Origin of the sequence: Pseudomonas paraglycinae, from assembly GCF_021601625.1 — a bacterium.
In the GTDB taxonomy this organism is placed as follows: Bacteria; Pseudomonadota; Gammaproteobacteria; order Pseudomonadales; family Pseudomonadaceae; genus Aquipseudomonas; species Aquipseudomonas paraglycinae.
This window is the reverse complement of the sequence record NZ_BQHR01000009.1, coordinates 173288-192445: the sequence shown is the minus strand read 5'-3', so window position 1 is coordinate 192445 and position 19158 is coordinate 173288. Positions and strand designations below refer to the sequence as shown.

15 protein-coding genes are annotated in these 19158 nt (G+C 52.9%); 1 reads left to right on the top strand and 14 read right to left on the bottom strand.

The features are described 5' to 3' along the window. Positions 1-469 precede the first annotated feature (469 nt). The 14 genes from L6D82_RS15635 to L6D82_RS15575 form a co-directional block, all read right to left on the bottom strand. A complete protein-coding gene (locus tag L6D82_RS15635) occupies positions 470-1009 on the bottom strand; it encodes a hypothetical protein (RefSeq protein WP_236190257.1) in 540 nt (179 codons plus the stop codon). 99 nt (positions 1010-1108) lie between these two features. Beyond that, on the bottom strand, positions 1109-1459 hold the full coding sequence (locus L6D82_RS15630; RefSeq protein WP_236190255.1) for a hypothetical protein: 351 nt from the start codon (positions 1457-1459) through the stop codon (positions 1109-1111). 328 nt (positions 1460-1787) lie between these two features. Then, on the bottom strand, positions 1788-2252 hold the full coding sequence (locus L6D82_RS15625) for a hypothetical protein (protein WP_236190253.1): 465 nt from the start codon (positions 2250-2252) through the stop codon (positions 1788-1790). Positions 2253-2404: 152 nt separating this feature from the next. Then, positions 2405-2938, bottom strand: a complete 534-nt coding sequence (locus tag L6D82_RS15620; RefSeq protein WP_236190236.1) for a hypothetical protein — start codon at positions 2936-2938, stop codon at positions 2405-2407. 178 nt (positions 2939-3116) lie between these two features. Beyond that, positions 3117-3470, bottom strand: coding sequence for an Imm2 family immunity protein (gene imm2, locus L6D82_RS15615; RefSeq protein WP_236190234.1), 354 nt, complete (start codon positions 3468-3470; stop codon positions 3117-3119). Next, the gene (locus L6D82_RS28690) at positions 3470-3859 is read right to left on the bottom strand and encodes a deaminase domain-containing protein (RefSeq protein WP_373870907.1); all 390 of its coding nucleotides are present in this window, start codon (positions 3857-3859) and stop codon (positions 3470-3472) included. Before L6D82_RS28690 ends, imm2 begins: the two co-directional genes overlap by 1 nt. After that, positions 3844-4377, bottom strand: a complete 534-nt coding sequence (locus L6D82_RS15610; RefSeq protein ID WP_236190232.1) for a hypothetical protein — start codon at positions 4375-4377, stop codon at positions 3844-3846. The genes L6D82_RS28690 and L6D82_RS15610 overlap by 16 nt, the downstream gene beginning before the upstream one ends. Before the next feature lie 197 nt (positions 4378-4574). Next, on the bottom strand, positions 4575-4754 hold the full coding sequence (locus L6D82_RS15605; RefSeq protein WP_236190231.1) for a hypothetical protein: 180 nt from the start codon (positions 4752-4754) through the stop codon (positions 4575-4577). 344 nt (positions 4755-5098) lie between these two features. Further along, positions 5099-5560 (bottom strand): SMI1/KNR4 family protein, encoded by a 462-nt coding sequence (locus tag L6D82_RS15600; RefSeq protein WP_236190229.1) that lies wholly within the window; start codon positions 5558-5560, stop codon positions 5099-5101. Positions 5561-5758: 198 nt separating this feature from the next. Beyond that, entirely contained in the window at positions 5759-6109 is a 351-nt protein-coding gene (locus L6D82_RS15595; RefSeq protein ID WP_236190227.1) for a hypothetical protein, read from the bottom strand. Between the two features lie 398 nt (positions 6110-6507). Beyond that, on the bottom strand, positions 6508-6909 hold the full coding sequence (locus L6D82_RS15590; protein WP_236190226.1) for a DUF6911 family protein: 402 nt from the start codon (positions 6907-6909) through the stop codon (positions 6508-6510). After that, complete coding sequence (locus tag L6D82_RS15585) at positions 6910-15636, bottom strand: two-partner secretion domain-containing protein (protein ID WP_236190223.1); 8727 nt, start codon at positions 15634-15636, stop codon at positions 6910-6912. It abuts the gene before it with no gap. A gap of 25 nt (positions 15637-15661) precedes the next feature. Further along, positions 15662-17368, bottom strand: a complete 1707-nt coding sequence (locus tag L6D82_RS15580) for a ShlB/FhaC/HecB family hemolysin secretion/activation protein (RefSeq protein ID WP_102687099.1) — start codon at positions 17366-17368, stop codon at positions 15662-15664. A 150-nt stretch (positions 17369-17518) separates the two neighbouring features. Further along, on the bottom strand, positions 17519-17968 hold the full coding sequence (locus L6D82_RS15575) for a winged helix-turn-helix transcriptional regulator (protein WP_085746213.1): 450 nt from the start codon (positions 17966-17968) through the stop codon (positions 17519-17521). Between the two features lie 181 nt (positions 17969-18149). Between L6D82_RS15575 and L6D82_RS15570 the strand changes: the two genes are divergently transcribed. Further along, positions 18150-18968, top strand: a complete 819-nt coding sequence (locus tag L6D82_RS15570) for an alpha/beta fold hydrolase (protein WP_085746212.1) — start codon at positions 18150-18152, stop codon at positions 18966-18968. Positions 18969-19158: the final 190 nt, after the last annotated feature.

Here is a 19158-nt window from a genome sequence, read left to right as displayed (position 1 = left end):
GCTATTTGAAGGAGTAAAAATCAGAGGCAATTTTCTCGTCATCCTCATCAATCAGCTCATACCGAATACAATCCAGCCCGCCTTCAACCCCCGACACATAAAGATCCATGAACTGTGTCAAACCACCACCACCCCCTTATTTCCAAACCACCTACGTTAAAAAAAAGTGATCACTATATTCTTTGCTCCGGGACGCGAAGACTTCGCCAACGTCATTAACAAGTTATAACTGGAAAGTCCATCTTCCGAGTCCAGATGAAGACTTTCCACATAAACATATTCGCGCAAAAGCCCATTCAACGCGTCGACATTACTCAATGGTTAACCCTCGTTTCTTGACCATTGTTACCTTCACCTGGCACGTACTGATGAAAAATTTGAAAACCTGGTACAGATTTACTAAGACCAATAAATCTGTCCGCATCCGCTACCCCTTTCAAACCGATACGGTGCCCCCTCTTTTGCACCTTTAATTTATCGAGATCTCCTCCAACTCGACTCCCTTCAACTGAGTTTCCTCTAGCACTGAAAAATCATCAGAATTGTCATGCAGCCCATGGGACACTACAAAACTCTTGCCGCCTGAAAAACTAAAGCGCAAGCCAACTTCGCTTGGGCACTGGCTCTCCACCGCATTCATGCGCACACGCTTAAGTATCGTTACATTGCTTACACAGCAGCGGATCAATCGCTTCCAAAAAACAGTAGATAACCTTCCAGACTCGGAGATAGCGAATAGTTCTTCATCGCTATCCAAAGAGGCCGGACCTTGACCCACAACCCTCGCTGCTTCATCCCAAACGATGACACTATTCAGAGAAGGGTCACTCGAAAAGCCAAGAATTACGCCATCCTCAAAATAGATAGCTAAAGGTCCGGCAGTTAATGAGAAGGCTAATTCTTCCTCGATACCACACTGAGCAGAAACTTCCGAGGCAGGCCACCAGCTATACCTAACAAGCTTAGAGACTCGCTTGCCAGTGAGCCGTCGAAGAAGCTCAATTGTCATAGACGGTATCATTGAGATCATGTTTAGCACCTATTTAAACGGACCATTCTTCTGTGCTACCAGAATCAACTAATCGATAGTTCGGATATCATTTCTCCGTCAGATAAGTTTTAACACTTTCAGGTCATGTCGAAAAAACTCTGATTCACCGGCAGGCACTCCCACCAAAATATTATCAATTCCATTTTTTGCCACTTGCTCTTCAAGCAGTTGGCGCGCTCGAAAATACCATTCCTGATGCCATCCGCCAGATAGAACCAACAAGATGACCCGCCACATGAAGCTCTCTACTGGCCGCTCAAAAACGTTTTCAAATTGATAATCGACATATCCCATTATCTGCTCATGAGGCCACCCCTTCCTCACTGCATGATCACGGCACCCCTCGTAATAACACTCCAGCGCCCATGACTTAAGGACTTCGTAAGTAACGCGTTCTTCGTGCAACATCTCAGGTTCCTTTTTTCTTGGCTGGACGAATTAGACCACCATTATCAAAAACATTAACTAACAAAAATAGCAAAAGGGGACAGATTTATTAATTCCCTCCCCTTTTCTCTCCTACCTAATAACGAATCCACTTTCCTGTAGGTATTAACGTTGGACCAGCGGGGTCAACTAAATAAAGCCACTCTGGGCCATGACCAACCGTACCGATCAAAACACCTAACGTATCAGGATGATCGGGCATCGCACCTGAATGGATTGCACCGATATTAAAAAAGTAAAAAAGGGGACAGATTTATTAATCGAATAAATCTGTCTCCTTTTCCTTTGGCTAATGGCTGTCTTCTCGCTTTTCCCGTTTGCGCTCAATATCCAACGGCAAAACCATGCTAAGTGCATGCATCGAGGATTGAAAAACACAATGCCTCACTTGACCTGGGAGATCCGACAATTTTAAAGGAACGGCCGGCTTAGCTATCAGCCTATATCCTCCGTCATCAAAAACATCATAACTAAAGACCCCTCTACCGGCCATTTCAGAAAAAGACTTCAAATAACGTTGGCGCTCTATATCGCTATTAAACCCTGGTAGGTTTTTCTCAACAATTTCAACGCCACAACCAGCAGACATTGTAAGAATGTAATCATATACTTCTTCGTAGGCTGAAATTGATTGCCTTACAAAATCCGGAACAAAACCGCGTCCACCTGTCGCGAAATGCAATACCGTTCCGTCCAGGCTCGACGCAAACCAGTCCAAATCATGGAGCTCCAAAAATTCCTGATCCATCTCCATCATTCTTCTCCGAACATGTTGATGCAGTTTTGACAACGAGGAATTACCTCACAGAAAACAAAAGGGGACAGATTTATTAAATATAATAAATCCGTCTCCTTTTCTCTAAATAAATCAGCCCCCCTTTTCTCTTTCTCTTTTTTCTCTCCGACCTAATAACGAATCCACTTTCCTGTAGGTATTAACGCTGGACCAGCGGGATCAACCAAATAAAGCCATTCTGGCTCATGACCAACCGTACCGATCAAAACACCTAACGTTTCAGGATGATCGGGCATCGCACCTGAATGGATTGCACCAACATAACTACCTTCACCGTACGAATTGCGTAACTGATAACGTAATGAACCATCAGCATTATAAATCGCGGCATTGTTTGGGTACCCAAAAAACCATGGAGCCTTGGAGCATTTGAATTTGTTAGGTTTTTGCTCAAACACCACCAACACTCCTGTCCTATCAGGGAGTATGTAGGGAATACCAGCAGCAAGGAATCGGACCTCTTCACCATCCTCAACGACTATAAAAGTCACCATATCTACCACTGGACTAACCTTTACATACTTAAGGTGTTTCATTTCAACTTCAAAATCAGTCTTGCATCCCTGCCAGTCGTAGAACTCTTCAAAAACTGTTCCATCAGCATGGACTATCTCATTCCGAACACAGAAAACAAGATCATTCATTTCAACAACCTCAAGCTTTCATCACCATATGACTCAGGAGTTGTAGGGGGATTTTATCCATGAAGTCAATGTGATGCGTGATGCGCACCACCTGAAAGCCTAATATTCGGACCAAAAAGGTGACGGACTAAAAAGGGGACGAATTTGTTAAAGCAAATAAATCCGCCCCCCTTTTTTCCTAATATATACCTAACAACCTAAGATCACCTTTAAATTCTGCCACTTCATCAGAAGGCAGATCTTCCAAGACAGAGGACAGTTCAATCTCCCCTAACAATTTAGAGATGGTATCCAGATGATATTTCTGGACCTTTTTCGGAGATCGCCCTGCCGAAAGAATAAGTGCTATAACTTCTAGCATTAACTTTTCAATAGGCAATTCAAATGAGCTTTCAAGCTCGCCATAGGCATAACCCACTTCACTTTCACCTTCAGCCCATGAGCTTTGGTGGCTGAGCTTGACCTTGCAATAGCTATAATAGCTACCCAGAAACCAAGCTCGGATTTCACCATAAGTCACTCTATCTTCCATTACGGCGTCTTCCTCGGGGGGCGCAACATAACACCCTGATTATCAAGAATATTGACGGCAATATTGGGGTACTTTGCCTTAAACTGCTCAGCCACATTCAGACAGCTGGCACAAGCCGCTTTCTCCGTAAGGATACTTACTGTTCCTCTTGCGGAGGTATTTCTCCCCAACTGGTCAGCAATATTATCTAGAATTTTGCATTCCGTATCTAATCCCCAACAAACCAAGTCTCCAGCTTTATTGGGTACAGATTGAGCGACAAAATTCCCATTTCCGGACCCGATAAGCCCTTTACCAGCATCAGAAACTTGGCTGAAAACAAAAGGGGACAGATTTATTAAATCAAATAAATAAGCCCCCCTTTCTCTCCGACCTAATAACGAATCCACTTCCCTGTAGATATTAATGTTGGACCAGCGGGGTCAACTAAATAAAGCCACTCTGGGTCATGACCAATCGTACCGATCAAAACACCTAACGTATCAGGATGATCGGGCATCGCACCTGAATGGATTGCACCGATATAGCTACTTTCACCATACGGATTAAAGAGCTGATAACGTAATTTTCCGTCAACGTTGTAGATTGCAGCATTATTAGGAAAACTGAAAAACCAAGGAGCGTGTGGAACACTAAACCTAGAAGGTTCCTTTTCAAAAATCACTAAAACCCCGGACCTACCAGGTAAGATATGAAGCGTTTCAAGTATCGGGATATGAATCTCCGCACCACTCTCCAGAACCATTTTTTGCCGAAAACTTACAACCTTGTGCTCTTGCGCATACCGGATATTTTGCTTTATTTCATCAAAGCTGCTACTAGCTCCATCCCAGCGAACAAATTGCTCAGACACTAACCCGTTACCGAACTCGCGCCTTGTAACAACTTCACTAACCAAATCTATCACTTAAGCGACCTCACTGAGCCCATATCAACTTCATAGAGTTCTGGGTTAGTTCGAGGCGATTTATCCATAAAGTTCACCTGATGCCCTCCTCCAGGCAAGCGATTCCCGTTTTTGGGTAAAAAAGGGGACGGATTTATTAATTCAAATAAATCCGTCCCCTTTTCGAGCCTCTTTGTCGTCTCCTCCCCCGTAGTATTTTACACTAGCTGAAGGACCTTCATATCCAGTAAGAGCCCCTCTATCTCATCTTCATTTGCATCATTAAAAATCACTTTCAAGTCGGTTTCAGCCAATAAATTTGCAATTTGCTGACGATGGTATTTTTCAGCAGCAGGAGCCCTCCCTGCAGCCAAAACAATGACCAAAACCTCTACCATAAGTCGCTCAAGTGCTGGTGCAGCTGCATCATAAATCTGATCGTACGCATACCCAAACTCAAACTCATCAGGAGCCCACTGCTTTTCACCTATAAGTTTTGCCCGGCAATACTAATAATAACAATCAAGCAGCCAAAAACGCATTTCTTCGTAAGAGCTTTTGCTGGTCATTTTACAAGCCACTTTTTGAAAAGGGGACGGATTTAATTAATTAAATCCGCCCCCCTTTTTTCAGTCCCATTTTTTCATTTTTTTCACTGGGAAATTTCCACTTCCAGAACCAATTAACAGACCTGCTCCCCTTTTACTTTACCATTGCATTCGAAGCCATACCTTGAGCCGTGTCAATTTAAGTTTGGCCATTGTGCAAGATGACTTTCTATTGATGTTATTAAAAAGCCTGAAAAGCTATCCCAAGCTTTAGCGATCGAACTTTGACCTTCAAAGAATTGAAACACTGGCGGATCGTCAGAGACGGGCAGAAAATAGTTAACTTCATATCCTTGATGCATGCAGAAGACCTTAGCATCCGCAGGTAGAAGGCCAGAGAGACTTAACTCATCAAGCAACTCTTCCGCCTCCAGTTTGAGGTTAAACAATCTCGGATAAAATATATCTACACCACAAAAAATCTTACCAGCCGAACGTCCCGCAATCGTCAAAAAATCACGATATGCCAACGGAATTTCACAACCAAAATGTTGTTCAACTGATGCAATATCCACTTCGGAGCAACCAACAAGATTAGGCTCTGAAATCACTCCTCGCAGCACTAACTCGTGAAAAATATCCCGAACGCTCTTCATCTTGGCTTTCCTGTTTCTACGTTAGCAATCACTCCAAGCAAACAAAAGAGTAGACAAAAGGGGACGGACAACAAGAGCAACGAAAGGGGCAACAAAAGGGGGCAGATTTATTAAATCAAAAGACAAATCAAATAAATCCCACTTTCCTTTTGTTCCTTTTTCTACTTTTACTAATTAGTTATAAATTAATAGAAAAAATTAAAGATAAGAACCAATCAAACCCTCTGAAATATCATCACATGACAACCGTAAAAGGTGAGCCAAGGTAAAGCCTAGCTTTTCAAAAAAAGGTTCACTTGAAGAAACATTTCCATATGCCGCACAACAAATATCTACCCGACCTCCATCAGCACCAACGGTATCCGCTAGCCCGCGTTTCATGCCAGCAACGGATGCGGCTGCATAATTTGCTGGCAAACCAAAATACGCCACCTCAAAATCATCTATAAGAGAGCCCTCATAGACTGCAGAATTCGGTGAGTGGTTAACAACGTTTACTCTAAACTCTCCAGTTTCCGCTAGGTAATGCAACCCAAGCATCGCGTACAAGGTCCTGGCACCCCTAGGCTCCATTGCTTCGAGCACTATGCTTCGCACTCCAGCCAGTTCAGCCCGGTCATTTACACCAGCGAAATCAGACTTATGAACTCTGAGCCATCTACAATCAGAAACATGAGGCTCATCGCACCAAAACCGAAATTTACCCAGTCGCCCAAAACCACCACTAATAATCATTGCTGCCCCCAAAACTTTAACCAATTAGGATTGAAAGACCCAGGCTCAGCAGCGTTAATAATCAAATAAATCCGTCCTCTTTTCCGTTCGGGACCATAGACGACAGCATGCCCATTTCCAGATTGGTGTAAGAATTTAAGAAAAGTGGACAGATGAATTAAATAAAATAAATCCGCACCCTTTTCTTTCTATCCTACTTACACACTCCCAATCTAAACACTTAGCACTAATGAACTTACATCACCAGAGCTTAAAAACTCTTGAAAACAAGAAATAACAATCCCTATATCTCTTGTAATCAAACTCGCCTGATAGCAATCACCCAAAACGTCAATCAGTTGTGTTCCAGCTGACGCATTATTAAGGGTACGTACGACGTGTTCCCCATCATCCAGGTATTGATTTAACATTAGAAGGTAGTTTCCAGAATCAGAATAAAGATTTATTTCGTAAGGTCCAGCTTCAGGTACAGGGGTAATAGACAACGAAGTGACGCCATCGAATTTACTATACTCAAATATAATGGATTTAACATCTTCCATAGTCGGCTGATTAACAAGAGGTATTTGTAATCTACCGTGTTCAGGACTAAGCGTATACCCTCCGATCACCATCTATTTTTTCTCCTTAATAGACTTCATACCTGGCTCCCAGTAGTAGTTTTTCGGCAATCCTGTTTTATCATCTATAGCGCTTACGGTTAAAGATTTCAACTCAGCCTTTTCTGCGGCAGCGGCTATGTCGCCTCTGCAGAATCCGCATACGTCCTTTCCAGCGACTGTCATGGACATGTCCGCTCCCGCGGTTTTACCAGCGCTATATGCTTGCTGAATCACTCCGATTTCAGCGTGGGCATCTTTCATATTTCCATTTGGATAAAGCTTGCCAGTGTTCGTAGCGGCTTTGTTTGCAATTCTATCCGTGATCAACGACGGTATTTTTGGGTCCGCCTCATTAAGCGGACGAGAGGTTTGATTGACGTCCTGGAAGGTCTGTCCTCCTACCGTTCCCTCTGCCGCCACTTTGGGTGCAGCACCCTTAGCCGTTCCTCCTATTACATTTCTCTCGAGCAGCGCAGCGGTTTCCGAATCCGTAAGCATGCTTGTTGCGTTCGCATTTTTGGGCACTTCCGGCCTTACAACTTCCGCAATCTGCTTACCGGGCTTGGAGTTGGTTACAGAAAGCTCTCCAGTTACCGCAACTTTTGGCCCTTGAACATTCGGAAGGCCAGCACCTGCTACCCCGAGCGCGCCAACTACGATGTTCCCGGCCGCGTTCCAGATGTCGCCATTGATCGCCTGCTTGGTACCAAATCCGATCTGGAAAACACCGTCGACGGCGGCAGCGATACGAATGCTCGTACCCAGTGGACCGGTCAATCCGTACAAAGCCGGATTTCCAAGATTCGACAAACCCTGCTGTTCGTTATTGATGCGTAAGTAGCCTTGAGCGTCCTTGAAGATCAGTTCGTTTTCAGTTTTTGTCCGGGTCCAGACCAATTGATCGAACCATCCACCGGCCATGGCACGCTGAGCATCGGCAAAAGCATTTTTGGCTTCGGTGGTCCCGGCGTAACGGTATAGCTCCGGGTTCTCGGGGCCATTGCTGATTAGCTTGCTGACCCGGGCATTGACCTCTGCCAACGTCGAGTTTTCCATCTCTTGGGCGGCGTACACTTGGAGGTAAGCTGCTAACTCCGTGCGCTCCTGTGGTGTCAGAGAATTTCTGTCCAGGCGGAACTTGGCGAGCAGATCATCACTTCGGTGATCCGCGCCTTCCAGTCGCACCAGTCGCTTAGCAGGATCTATTGCTCCTGTTTCCTTGAACTCCTCACGTGCGTTATCACGTTCCGCCTTGTCGTGCTTCCCAAGGAAGTTGTATTGCGTTGCGTTTGCCGCCACCGTCGCTGCGACGCCCAGATCGCCATCGGAAGCTGCCGCTCCCAACACACCCACGACCTGCGAGAGTGCGAGGAGGTTCGCCTGAGCCTGAGCGTATTCGGCGCTTCCTTTTACGAGATTTTTAGGAAGGAGCCTCTCTCCAAGAAGACCGATCAACACTTCGTTGGCGCCCCCTGCGATGGCACCCGTACGGAAGTCACCGCCCGTGGCCTCAGCCAGCAAACCGCCCAATCCGGCGTGCAGGAGGATTTTCCCAACGCTCCCGTCTTTCAGGGAAAGATCACCGATTTTCCCGGCCCCATAGGCGCCACCGATGGCCGCAGCGGTGCCCACTGCAGAACTCGCAAAATTGTCTTTCAGGCTGCCGCCGTAAACAGCGGTTTTGATCAAGGCATCCGAACTCACCTTGATCGCCACAATCTTCAAGCTCTCGGGATTCAGTCCAATTGCGCCTGGGTCGTAGTTGAGGCTTTGGGTAACGCCCGCGGTTGCTGCCGCCACGACATAGCTTTTAAGCGCTTCCTTGGAGGTAACGTCCTTTGCAATCTTGCCCAGATTGCCTCGGTTGTCGATGGTGCTGACGGCGGCCTTTGTCGCTGCGGTAACCGCAACGGATTGCAGAATCATGCTCGACATCGGACCGATAACTGCTGCCATCACGATTGCAATGATCAGTTGCGAAGCTGGCCCAAGGCCCGAGTTTTGATATTTGAACGACTCGTGGATTTCCTTGACTTGCCTCCAGTCGATGTCTCCTCGCGCTTCTGCCTGCTTGAGCCAGGCAAGTTGAGGATCGGCCTCGACCATTGCGTCAATGGCTTGGTGCACGCTTTGCTGATCGACATGTTTGATATCGATCTTCAGCCCGTCTACAGCTTTGATCGTAAGCTTTCCAGATGCGATCAGATGACTCTGACGCAGCGTTTCATCGTTATTGCCCCGGCCTTTTGACGAAGTCCAAAAAGCATCTCCATCGCTTTTGGTATGGCTCTCGTCGTGAGAATCCTTCACCCCTTCAAAAACAATCGCCCCACCACTGTCCAGCGTGATGTCCTTGCCACTTTCAAGCTTCGCCACCTGATAGCGCTGATCCCCCTCGCTAACCAGCGTGAGATTGCCCCCGGTCTTGATCTCGCTCCCCACATGAGTGATCTGGGTAACTTCGTCGCGCTGCATTTTCTTGGCGCCGAAACCACCCTTCTCCTTCATGTCGTACAGGGTGTAATCCTTGTTCTGCGCTGCCAGCAGACTCAGGTCATTACCCGCATACACATAGGCTTCATTGCCCGCGCTGATCTTGCTCGCCACCAATGTGGTATCGCGGCCGGAGTTGGTTTTGACGTCGCCACCGGCGATGAACTCAGCGGCCTTCTGGACGGTGTGATTGTCTTCTTCGTGGACGCGTTTCTTGCCACTTTTGCTGTTGGTTTCGACATTGTGTTCGTCGCTCGCCGAAGCCATGTTCAAGTCTTGTTTCGCGTCGGCAAGCAGATCGCCTTTGGCTTGTGCCATACTGGCGAGGACGTTGATGTCGCGACCGGCGTCAAGCTTCAGGTTGTCGCCACTTTTCACGCTGGACGCGAGGTTTTCCACGGTTGTGGTGACGGTCGAGCGATGTCCGCCGTTCTCGATTGTGTGGATCTCGTTGACGTTCTGAACCGCCAGTAAGTTGATGTCGCGGGTCGCGCTCAGGTCTGCATCGGCGCCGCTGTTGATCGTGCCGGAGTTGGTCAAGTCACGGCCGGACTTGATGCTCAACGTATCGCGGGCGCTGATGTTGCCGCCGTCATCAAGGGAAGTGCGCAAACCCTGCCCCGGGCTGTAAGTCACGGCGGTCCGGTCGTTGACGATGTCACCCTTGAGGGTGCTCAGGCTGACCTGATTACCGCGAATATCACCGGCCAGCGCATTGCGGATGCTGTCGGTGGCCATCAGGCTCAGGCGTTCGTTGGCCTCGACCAGACCACCGTTATAGAGGCTGCCTTTGACATCTGCCGTGAGGTTGTTGGTGGCCCGCAGAGTGCCGACGTTGACCAGGTCGTTGCCGGCGATCATTTCCAGATCACGCCCCTGAATCAGGCTGCCGCCGCGCACGTTGCGCGACTCGGCCTGCGCCAGATACAGCACCGGCACAAGCACTTTCTGACCGTCGACGACGCGCTCTTCCATCCAGACGATGTCATGCGTCAGCGCCGCCACCTGCTCCGACGTCAGGGTGACACCCACCGTCAGATTCAGCTCGTTTTTGCTGGCGAGCGCGTTGTCCATCAGGTAACGGAATTGCTCGTAATCGTTGTTCAAGCCACCGGCCAGAAAGCGCTGGCCGGTCTGAGCCAACACTGCATCGCTGATCAAACGCGATTCGTAGCGACCGTCGCCGAGGCGGCGAGCGGCCTCATCGGCGTTGAAATTGAGCTTACCCAGCAGGTAGTCCGAGCTCATGAATGGCGCGCTCTGAGTCAGCTCCGGATTGGTTTCGATCAGGTAGCGGCTCTGCGGATTCGGGCTCTGCACGAACATGCCGTAAGGGCCTTTCGGAAGCCTGAATGTCGAAGACGCGGTTGGATCTACGGCAGCAAACGGCACCCCACGGAAATCAACCGGGACGAAGCTGATCTGCTTCACGCCGTCCGCATCCACCTTTTCGATGCGAGTGACGTCCTTGGCGACCTGAACGCTGGCGGCGCTGCTGCGCTTGCCCAGATTGATGTCGACGACACCCACACCGGTGGCTTTTTCGCTGTCCAGATTTCCGGTGAGCTGATCGTAAGTATTGTTGTAGAGCTTGCCGTTCTGGATGGAGTCAGTGACGTTGAGGCTTACCGTTCCTCCCGCCTGCAGGGTGGCCGGATACAAGGTGTTGCCATTGGGAGACCAGTTTATTGGTACGTTGCTAGGGTGGGAGAAGCGACTGTCATTGGTTACGGCGACCAACTCGTTGAAGCGTGCCTCATCGAAATTCCCCTGCTGCGTCTGCGCGTTGAACGCCGGGACTTCGATGAACTCCATCCGGTCCCACAGACTATTGTCGATCCTGCCAGGCGTGCCAATCGATTCTGTCGAAGTGCCGGAGCGCGATTCCGCGCCGAGGTTTAATGAGCGGTCGGCGGTTACCGTTAGGTTGCCGTTCGCAGCCATCAAGCTGTAGCGGTTTTCGACATTGCTGGCATGAATCGTCAGGTTTTTGCCCGCGACGAAGCGTGATGCGGTCGAGTCTTTGAGAACCACATCGTTATAGGTCCGATCAATAATGATCGTGCCTTTTTTCCAGCCATCGTGGCCACCGCAATGCTGCCCGCAAATCCATCTGATGGAGCCGGAACTGCCGCCCTGCGACATTTCGAAAACCGACTTGGCGTTTTCCACCGACATCGCATTGATGTCGATATCTCCCTCGCCCTCGACCGTCCCCGACAAGTTGCTGAACAACGCAGCACGACCACCACCCACGGCGTCGACCGTGAGATTGCCCCGGCTGTAGATATCGCCGTAATAGTTGCTCAGGCTGTTGCCATGCAACTTCATCGTGCCGCCGCTGAACAGCAGCGTATCGGCTCCGTTGGAGATGCCGTTGGCGGCGTTGAATTCGAGATTGCCCTGGGCGCCCAGAGTGCCTTTGTTGTCGATCCGGGCAGCCGTCACCGTAAGGTTCTGGTTGGCGATCAGCCGACCGAGGTTGTCCAGCGTGCCGCGCAAGGTCATCACGGTATCGCCACCGCTGACCAGCCGCCCGTCCTGTTGAATCACGTCGCTGGCGTTGATGGTGAGTTTCTGCTGAGCCGACACTCGACCGCTGTTGATCAGGTTGCCGCCAAGGGTCAGCGACAGATCGCCATCGCTGAGCAGTTGCCCGGCGTTGTTCAGATTGGCGACATTCAGGTTCAGCGCCGAAGCACTGGCGATGCGATCCCCGACATTGAGGTTCAAATCCTGCGAACTGGTGTAAGTCAGCCCCCCATTGAGTTGCCAGGTGCCCACACCATTGACCGCCGCAACATCCCAGACGCCGTTGCCCAGACCGGTAAGGCTGCCCTGGGAGCCGGTCAGGTTATTCAGATCCAGGTCAAACAACCCTTGCGCGGCGTGACGAACGCTGCCGCTGAGGTTGTTGAGCTGGGCACCGCCAAGCTGCAGATCCTGGCTGCCGATCTCGATGGCGCCGTTCTGGTTGTTCAGATTGCCGTTCAGTTTGATCTTGCTGAAGGTGCCGCCAAGTGCGCGTATCTGCCCGCCAGCGCTGTTATCCAGTTGGTCGCCGATCAGTTGCAGATTCGTCGCCGACTCGATCAGTCCGCCCTGATTGAGAATCTGGCTGACCGCTTCGAGACCCAGCCGATTGCCGCTGATCTCACCACCCGCGTTATCCAGACGGGTGCCATCGAAAGTGACCTGACCTTTGCCGAAGAGCTTGCCGCCATGGTTGATCAGGCGTGTCACGGTCAGCTGCAAATCGCCCAGCAGGCTGGAGATCAAGCCGGCCTTGCCGTTGACTGCGCTGTTGTCGAGGTCGGCATTGGTGATGTCGAGCGTGTCAGCCTGTAGCGTGCCACCCTGGTTTTGCAGGTTGCCGGTGCCCAGCGCGAGTTCTGCGTGGCTGCCATTGGCGAGGATCGCACCCTGCTGATTCAGTACGGTACTGCCGACGATTTTCAGACCATCACTACCGGCAACAATCTGGCCCGCATCACGGTTGTCGATGGACGTACTGGTGATGTCCAGGCGCTGCCCGCGCAATGTGCCGCCGCGATTGTCGAGTTCGACCAGTTGTTCGAGCAGCAGGTGTTGCTCAGCGGCGTCGACCACGCCCGTGACGTTTTTGAAGACACCGGCAATTTTCAGCGCAATGTCGCCGCCCGTGCCGACGATGCCGCCCTTGTCGCTGTTGTTCAGCTGCGTGGCGTTGACTTCGATGGTTTTGCCCAGCAACACACCGGCACTGTTGTCGACCGTATCGCTTTCGATGTACAGGTCGGCATCGCTCTGGATCCGGCCTTTTTGATTGAGCAGTTGCGACTGACCGGTAACGTTTTGCTTGAGAATCAGCCGAGCGCCGTCAACACCCGCCGCCAACAGACCGCCCTCGCCGTTATCGAGGCTGGCGGCTTGCAGGTCGAGGCGATCGCCGATCACCCGCCCGCCCCGGTTGTCGATGTGGCCATTGCGAGCGACCAACAGCAACTGTTGCGCAGCCACCACACCCTTGCGGTTGTCGATACTGCCGGCGTGAACATCCACGTCACCCTGGCTGGCTTGCAGTCGACCCAAGGCATTGTTCAGGTGCTGGTTGACGACCAGCGTGAGCTTGCCGGTCTCGGCGCTGATCGCGCCTTTGTCATTGCCGGTGAGATTGTCCAGCGTCGCATCGACAACACCGCCGAGCAGTTGGCCGTTGGTGTTGTCCAGATCGCGTGCAGTCAGGTTCAGGGACGTGTTGCCCTGAATCAGGCCCTGAGTGTTGTCCAGGTCTTCGCTGGCCAGCACGCTGTCATCGGATGAAATCGTGCCTTGGGAGTTGTCGAGCTTGCCGCGACTGGTGACCTCAAGGGATTTGCCGGTCAGGCTGGCATTACGGTTGTCTATGCTCTGGGCAGCGACGCTCAATCGATCCGAGGCTTGAAGCTTGCCAGCGTGGTTATCGAGGTCCTGATCCAGTGCCAGATCAAGATTGCCGTTTTCGGCACTGATGACACCCTTGCTGCTGTTATCCAGTCGGGTGCCGGTGATCCGAATCGAATCGGCGGCCAATGTGCCGCCCTGATTGAGCAACTCGGCGCCCGACACAACGAGGTCGGTCTTTGCCTGGATCTTGCCTTTGCCATTGTTCAGACGTTCGTGGGCGACGACCTTGGTTTCGCCCTGGCTGGCAGCAATCAGGCCGCCAGCGTTGTCGAGTAGCCGGGTATCGATATCCAGACGTCCGGCGATGATTTTGCCGTCATCGTTTTGCAGCGCCCGCGCATTGAGTTTCAGACTGCCGCCGGCGATTTCGATACGACCTTTGCGGTTGTCCAGACTGTCGACGGAGAGCGTTGCCGCCTGGCCGTCGGCGAAGCGGATCAGACCACTGAGGTTGACGATTGCCGGGACGTTGAAGGCCAGGCTGGTCTCGCCGTAAATCCGGGCGTCAGCCCCTTGGTTGAGCAACCGAGTGGCGCTTAGCGCGACGTCTTTGGCCTGGACGATACCGTTCTGGTTATCGAGCACACCTGCGGCACTTGCGCTCAGCGAGCGACTGGCCAATACGCTGCCACGGTTGCTCACCGAGCCGCTGTTGATGGACACATCGCCATTGCTGTTACGGCTGTTATCCGCATTCACTCCGGCTTCAATCACGCCGGCGTTGGTCAATGTGCCGACGTTGGTCAGGCGAACGCTGTCCCTGGCGGCAAGGCTTTGCTGGTTGACCAGATCCTTAGCGGTTTGCACGGTCAATTGCGTGCCCGCGTAAACGGCCTGCTGCGCCTCAAGAATGTTGGCCTTGATGTCGACCGCATTGCTGGCCGTGGCCTTCGCCAACGTCAGTTGGCCATTGGCGTCGATCTGGATATCCCCGGCGCTGGCCGCCAGTTCGCCTGCCAGTTTCACGCCGACACCGGCCTCGGTGCCCACCAGTTTGATCGCCCCGGCGTACATCCCGCCCAGCGCCGAAGAGTCGATCGCCAGTTGCGGTCTGGCGCTGCCGTCATCGGCACGCGCGGTGGCGTTGAGCGTTTCGGCGTTTACATCGTTGCGACCGGTGGTGATGTTCAGGCGTTTGGCGTGGATCTGCGCGTTGATCTGCGCACTGCGGGTGAGGATTTCAAAGCTGTCGACAGCGCTGGCATCCAGACCTTTGCCATCGATGGAGACGCTGCCCTGATCGACTTGAAAACGGTCCAGTCGACCCGCGCCATCGAGCACAGGTTTGCCGGTGGTCAATGTCACACGCGGCGTATTGATGAAGCCGCAGCCGTTGCAACTGATGCCATACGGGTTGGCCACGATCACCCGCGCCGACTGCCCCGCCACTTCGGTGTAACCGCGCAGTTGACTCGGACTGCCACCGTTGACTTCGTTAAGGATGGTTTGCGCCGCCGCACCGCGCAGGTTCGGGTTGCCGAGAATGATTCCGCCGATCTGCGTCAGCTGCGTGCGGCTCGTAGCGTTGTTGAGGATGACGCCTTGAGCATCCACGTTGTAATCGTGGAACTGGTTATGCGAAAGACCCGCACCGTTGGGCGTGGCGATGTTGATGATCGGCACGCCATTGCCTGCCCGGTCGAGCGTGGTGCCGGGCGCACTGACCACGATTCCGTCTGCCTGCGCCCACATCGGCTGCCAGAACATGACGTTGGCCAGCAGGAACGCCAGTCCGCGTTTGGGCATGCCCCAGAAGTGTTCACGGTTTTTTACGGCAGCAGAAGGCTGACTGGCCAGAAAGGCCAGTTGGCGGAAGTCCATATCAGAATCTCGGAAAGGGCAAAAACTAGAGGAAGAAATCCACGCGGAAATAGATCGGCGCTTCGCGCTCGGTCAGCACGTCAGGGCGTTCCAGGGAGTGGGCAAAGGTCACGCTGGCCGCAACGTGTTCGCCCCGGGCAAACAGTTCCAGCGAGTTGCTCGACATGCGCCCATGCTGGTCACCGTTGTAGCGGTCACCACGGATCACGCCCTGATCGTAACCGAGGCTGGTGCCGTATTCCGCGAACACCGGGCGCAGCCATTCGGCGTTGATCGGGCGCGACCAGCGCAGGTCATTGCGCCAGTAGCCACCGCTGTCACCAGACAGCGATTGATCCTTGTAGCCACGGATCGAAGACGACCCGCCGAGGCTGGTACGTTGCGGGCTGAACAACACGTCTTCACTGCGCTGGCCGGTCATCAGGCTGCTGAAGGTGAAGGACTCGCCCCACACTTTGAATGGCTGCAGATAGCTCAGGGTTGCGGTGTATTTGCGGTAACGCGCATCCGGCTCGCCGGGGCCCGGGTCGTGACTGCCCTGAGCGTCGAATGCACCGATGCCTTCCTGCATGCCGGCGTCGAAGTTGACGAAGGCGCTGCCGATACGCCGCCCGTGGTTGAAGCCGAACTGCGCTTCGCTGATGCGGTTGCTGCTCAGCTTGAGCTTGCTGTCTTCAATGAAGTTGTTGGTGCGCAGATACGACAGGCCGGCGTTGAGGGAGGTCTTGCTGACCGAGTCGCGGTGGATCACCCGCTCGGCGCGCAGCTGATGGTTTTCGCTGTCGCCGGTCTGCTTGAAGTTGTAGCCGTTGGCCGCGATTTGCGAGCGGTACTCACTCTGGCTGTAGGTGTAGCTGAAGTTCCACCAGCCCCACGGCAGGTTGTAGTTGAGCATGGCGTTGTTGGAGGTGTGCTGGTGATCGGTCATCGCATCGTGACCGCCGCGCAGACTCAACTGATCAGCCAGACCCAGCGGGCTGTCCCAGTCGAATGTCGTGCCCCATTGCTGCTCACCCGTGCTGCGCTGGCCATCGTTGCTGCGCGACAGTCCGGCGCGCCATGGTTTCTGCGGGGTGTTGGTGACCAGCACCTCACTGCCGCCGACGTTCTTGCCTGGCGACAGCTCCATCTTGGCCTGGTTGGAAGGGAGGCGATTGAGCTGATCGACCATTTGCTCGATCTCGCGCAGGTTCACCAGCTCACCGGCCTTGCCGGGAAACGCCATCGACAACTCACGCTCAGAGAGCTTGCTGTTGTCGGCGCCTTTCAAGCCCTCGAGTTTGCCTTCGACCACCAGCACTTTCAGGTGCCCGCCGGACAGATCCTGCTGTGGCAGATAAGCACGGCTGGTCACCCAACCCTTCTCGATGTAGTGATCGGTGATGACCTTCAGCACTTCATTCAGCTGAGGCACACCGAGACACTGGCCGATGTAGGGCTTGAGCAAACGGCTCTTGTCGTTCTCCGACAGGCTGTCGGCGCCTTTGAGCTCGATGTCGTTGATCTGAAAGCAACGTGTGTCGGCGGGGGCTTCCGGCTGCGCCGGCTTGGCCTCTTTACCGGGCAGATCCTTGAGCTCTTCGAGCCGCCGCTGCTGCTCTTCGAGCAGACGATTCTGGCGTTCGCGGATCAGGTCGGTTTCACCGGGGGTGGGTGCTGCAAGTGCGGTTTGGAGTGGAGAAAGGCATAGCAAAGCCAGGCACAACCTCGCCACGAGGGCGGGTGAGGACATGTTCGATCCCTCGAGACGGAAACTGATATCAGAATAGTGGCGCGATAGTAATGAGCCACTATTCTGACGTCAATTTTTGTCATTACTAAATATGTATTGCCGACCAGCGGCATCAGTAAAAGTCTTCCGGAATCGGTGAATCACATCATCTCAATGCTCAACCGCCAGTTTCGTCGCCACATCTTCCGGCGCCAGCACCCGACCATCGGCCGACAGCAACTGAAGCTTCCTGATCGGCTGACGCTTCTGCGCATCCACCATCACCGACCCCGGCTCGCCAGGCTCGAACATGAACTCCCCACCCCACTGCGACAACGCAACGATCACAGTTTGCAACGCCCGACCCTTTTCGGTCAGCACGTATTCCTTGTAAGCGCTGCCATCGGACGCTGGCACCAAGCGCAGGATGTCGCGCTCGACCAGCCCTTTGAGCCGGGTGCTCAACATGTTCTTGGCGATTTCCAGGCTCTTCTCGAAATCGCTGAAACGACTGATGCCTTCCAGCGCATCGCGGATGATCAGCAACGACCACCAGTCACCGATCAGATCGAGTGTCCGGGCGATCGGGCAGGCATTGCCCGCAAGGCTTTTGCGCTTCATTTCGGGTGTCTCCGGCAAAACGGCAGGTTCGATGCGGTTGCATCTTACAACTCATGCCGTCAAATCGTTAACGCGTGCGGCTCGAAACTTAGCACCTGCGTACAAGTGGCCAATGCCCTTTGTCGCGATAGTGAACGCTGCCATCACGGCATCCTCGCAGGCCCACACCCAAGGAGTTTTCATGAGCACGTTCACGACCCAAGACGGCACCGAGATCTATTTCAAGGACTGGGGCAGCGGCAAGCCCGTGCTGTTCAGTCACGGCTGGCCGCTGGATGCTGACATGTGGGAATACCAGATGGAATACCTGAGCAGCCGCGGCTATCGCACCATCGCCTTTGACCGTCGTGGCTTCGGCCGTTCCGAGCAGCCGTGGACCGGCTACGACTACGACACCTTCGCCGATGACATCGCGCAACTGATCGAGCACCTGGATCTGCGTGACGTGACCCTGGTCGGCTTCTCCATGGGCGGCGGCGATGTCAGCCGCTACATCGCACGCCACGGCAGCGAGCGCGTTGCCGGACTGGTGTTGCTGGGCGCGGTGACACCGCTGTTCGGCAAGAAACCGGACTTTGCCGAAGGCGTCGACAAGTCGGTGTTCGACGGAATCAAGGCTGGCCTGCTGAAGGATCGTGCGCAGTTCATCGCGGACTTCAATGCCCCGTTCTACGGCACCAATCAGGGTCAGACAGTCTCCGATGGCGTGCTGACCCAAACCCTGAACATCGCCCTGCTGGCCTCGCTCAAAGGCACCGTGGATTGCGTCACTGCATTCTCGGAAACCGACTTCCGCCCGGACATGGCGAAAATCGATGTGCCGACGTTGGTGATTCACGGCGATGGCGATCAGATTGTTCCGTTCGAAACCACCGGCAAACAAGCGGCCGCGCAAATCAAGGGCGCTGAACTGAAAGTCTACGCAGGTGCGCCGCACGGCTTTGCGGTGACTCATGCGCAGCAATTGAATGAAGACCTGCTGGCGTTTCTCGATCGCTGAGTCCTTGTGATCTGAACACGCCTTGAAAAGGGCCGTCGACTATCCTGTCGGCGGTCCTTTTTTTTGTTGTCTCGGATTCCGGTGCCAAGGTGAAGCCCCGTATTTACGGAGCTTTCAGGCCTCTGCATCACGTTTTTATCTTCACATGCCAGCTTAATAATATTTTACCGATAACCACCCCCTCCCTAGT

Bases quoted from the DNA above. Each gene is read 5' to 3' on its own strand.
- L6D82_RS15635 (WP_236190257.1), bottom strand. From the start codon at position 1,009: ATGACAATTGAGCTTCTTCGACGGCTCACTGGCAAGCGAGTCTCTAAG.
- L6D82_RS15630 (WP_236190255.1), bottom strand. From the start codon at position 1,459: ATGTTGCACGAAGAACGCGTTACTTACGAAGTCCTTAAGTCATGGGCG.
- L6D82_RS15625 (WP_236190253.1), bottom strand. From the start codon at position 2,252: ATGGAGATGGATCAGGAATTTTTGGAGCTCCATGATTTGGACTGGTTT.
- L6D82_RS15620 (WP_236190236.1), bottom strand. From the start codon at position 2,938: ATGAATGATCTTGTTTTCTGTGTTCGGAATGAGATAGTCCATGCTGAT.
- imm2 (WP_236190234.1), bottom strand. From the start codon at position 3,470: ATGGAAGATAGAGTGACTTATGGTGAAATCCGAGCTTGGTTTCTGGGT.
- L6D82_RS15605 (WP_236190231.1), bottom strand. From the start codon at position 4,754: ATGGTAGAGGTTTTGGTCATTGTTTTGGCTGCAGGGAGGGCTCCTGCT.
- L6D82_RS15600 (WP_236190229.1), bottom strand. From the start codon at position 5,560: ATGAAGAGCGTTCGGGATATTTTTCACGAGTTAGTGCTGCGAGGAGTG.
- L6D82_RS15590 (WP_236190226.1), bottom strand. From the start codon at position 6,909: ATGGTGATCGGAGGGTATACGCTTAGTCCTGAACACGGTAGATTACAA.
- L6D82_RS15585 (WP_236190223.1), bottom strand. From the start codon at position 15,636: ATGGACTTCCGCCAACTGGCCTTTCTGGCCAGTCAGCCTTCTGCTGCC.
- L6D82_RS15580 (WP_102687099.1), bottom strand. From the start codon at position 17,368: ATGTCCTCACCCGCCCTCGTGGCGAGGTTGTGCCTGGCTTTGCTATGC.
- L6D82_RS15575 (WP_085746213.1), bottom strand. From the start codon at position 17,968: ATGAAGCGCAAAAGCCTTGCGGGCAATGCCTGCCCGATCGCCCGGACA.
- L6D82_RS15570 (WP_085746212.1), top strand. From the start codon at position 18,150: ATGAGCACGTTCACGACCCAAGACGGCACCGAGATCTATTTCAAGGAC.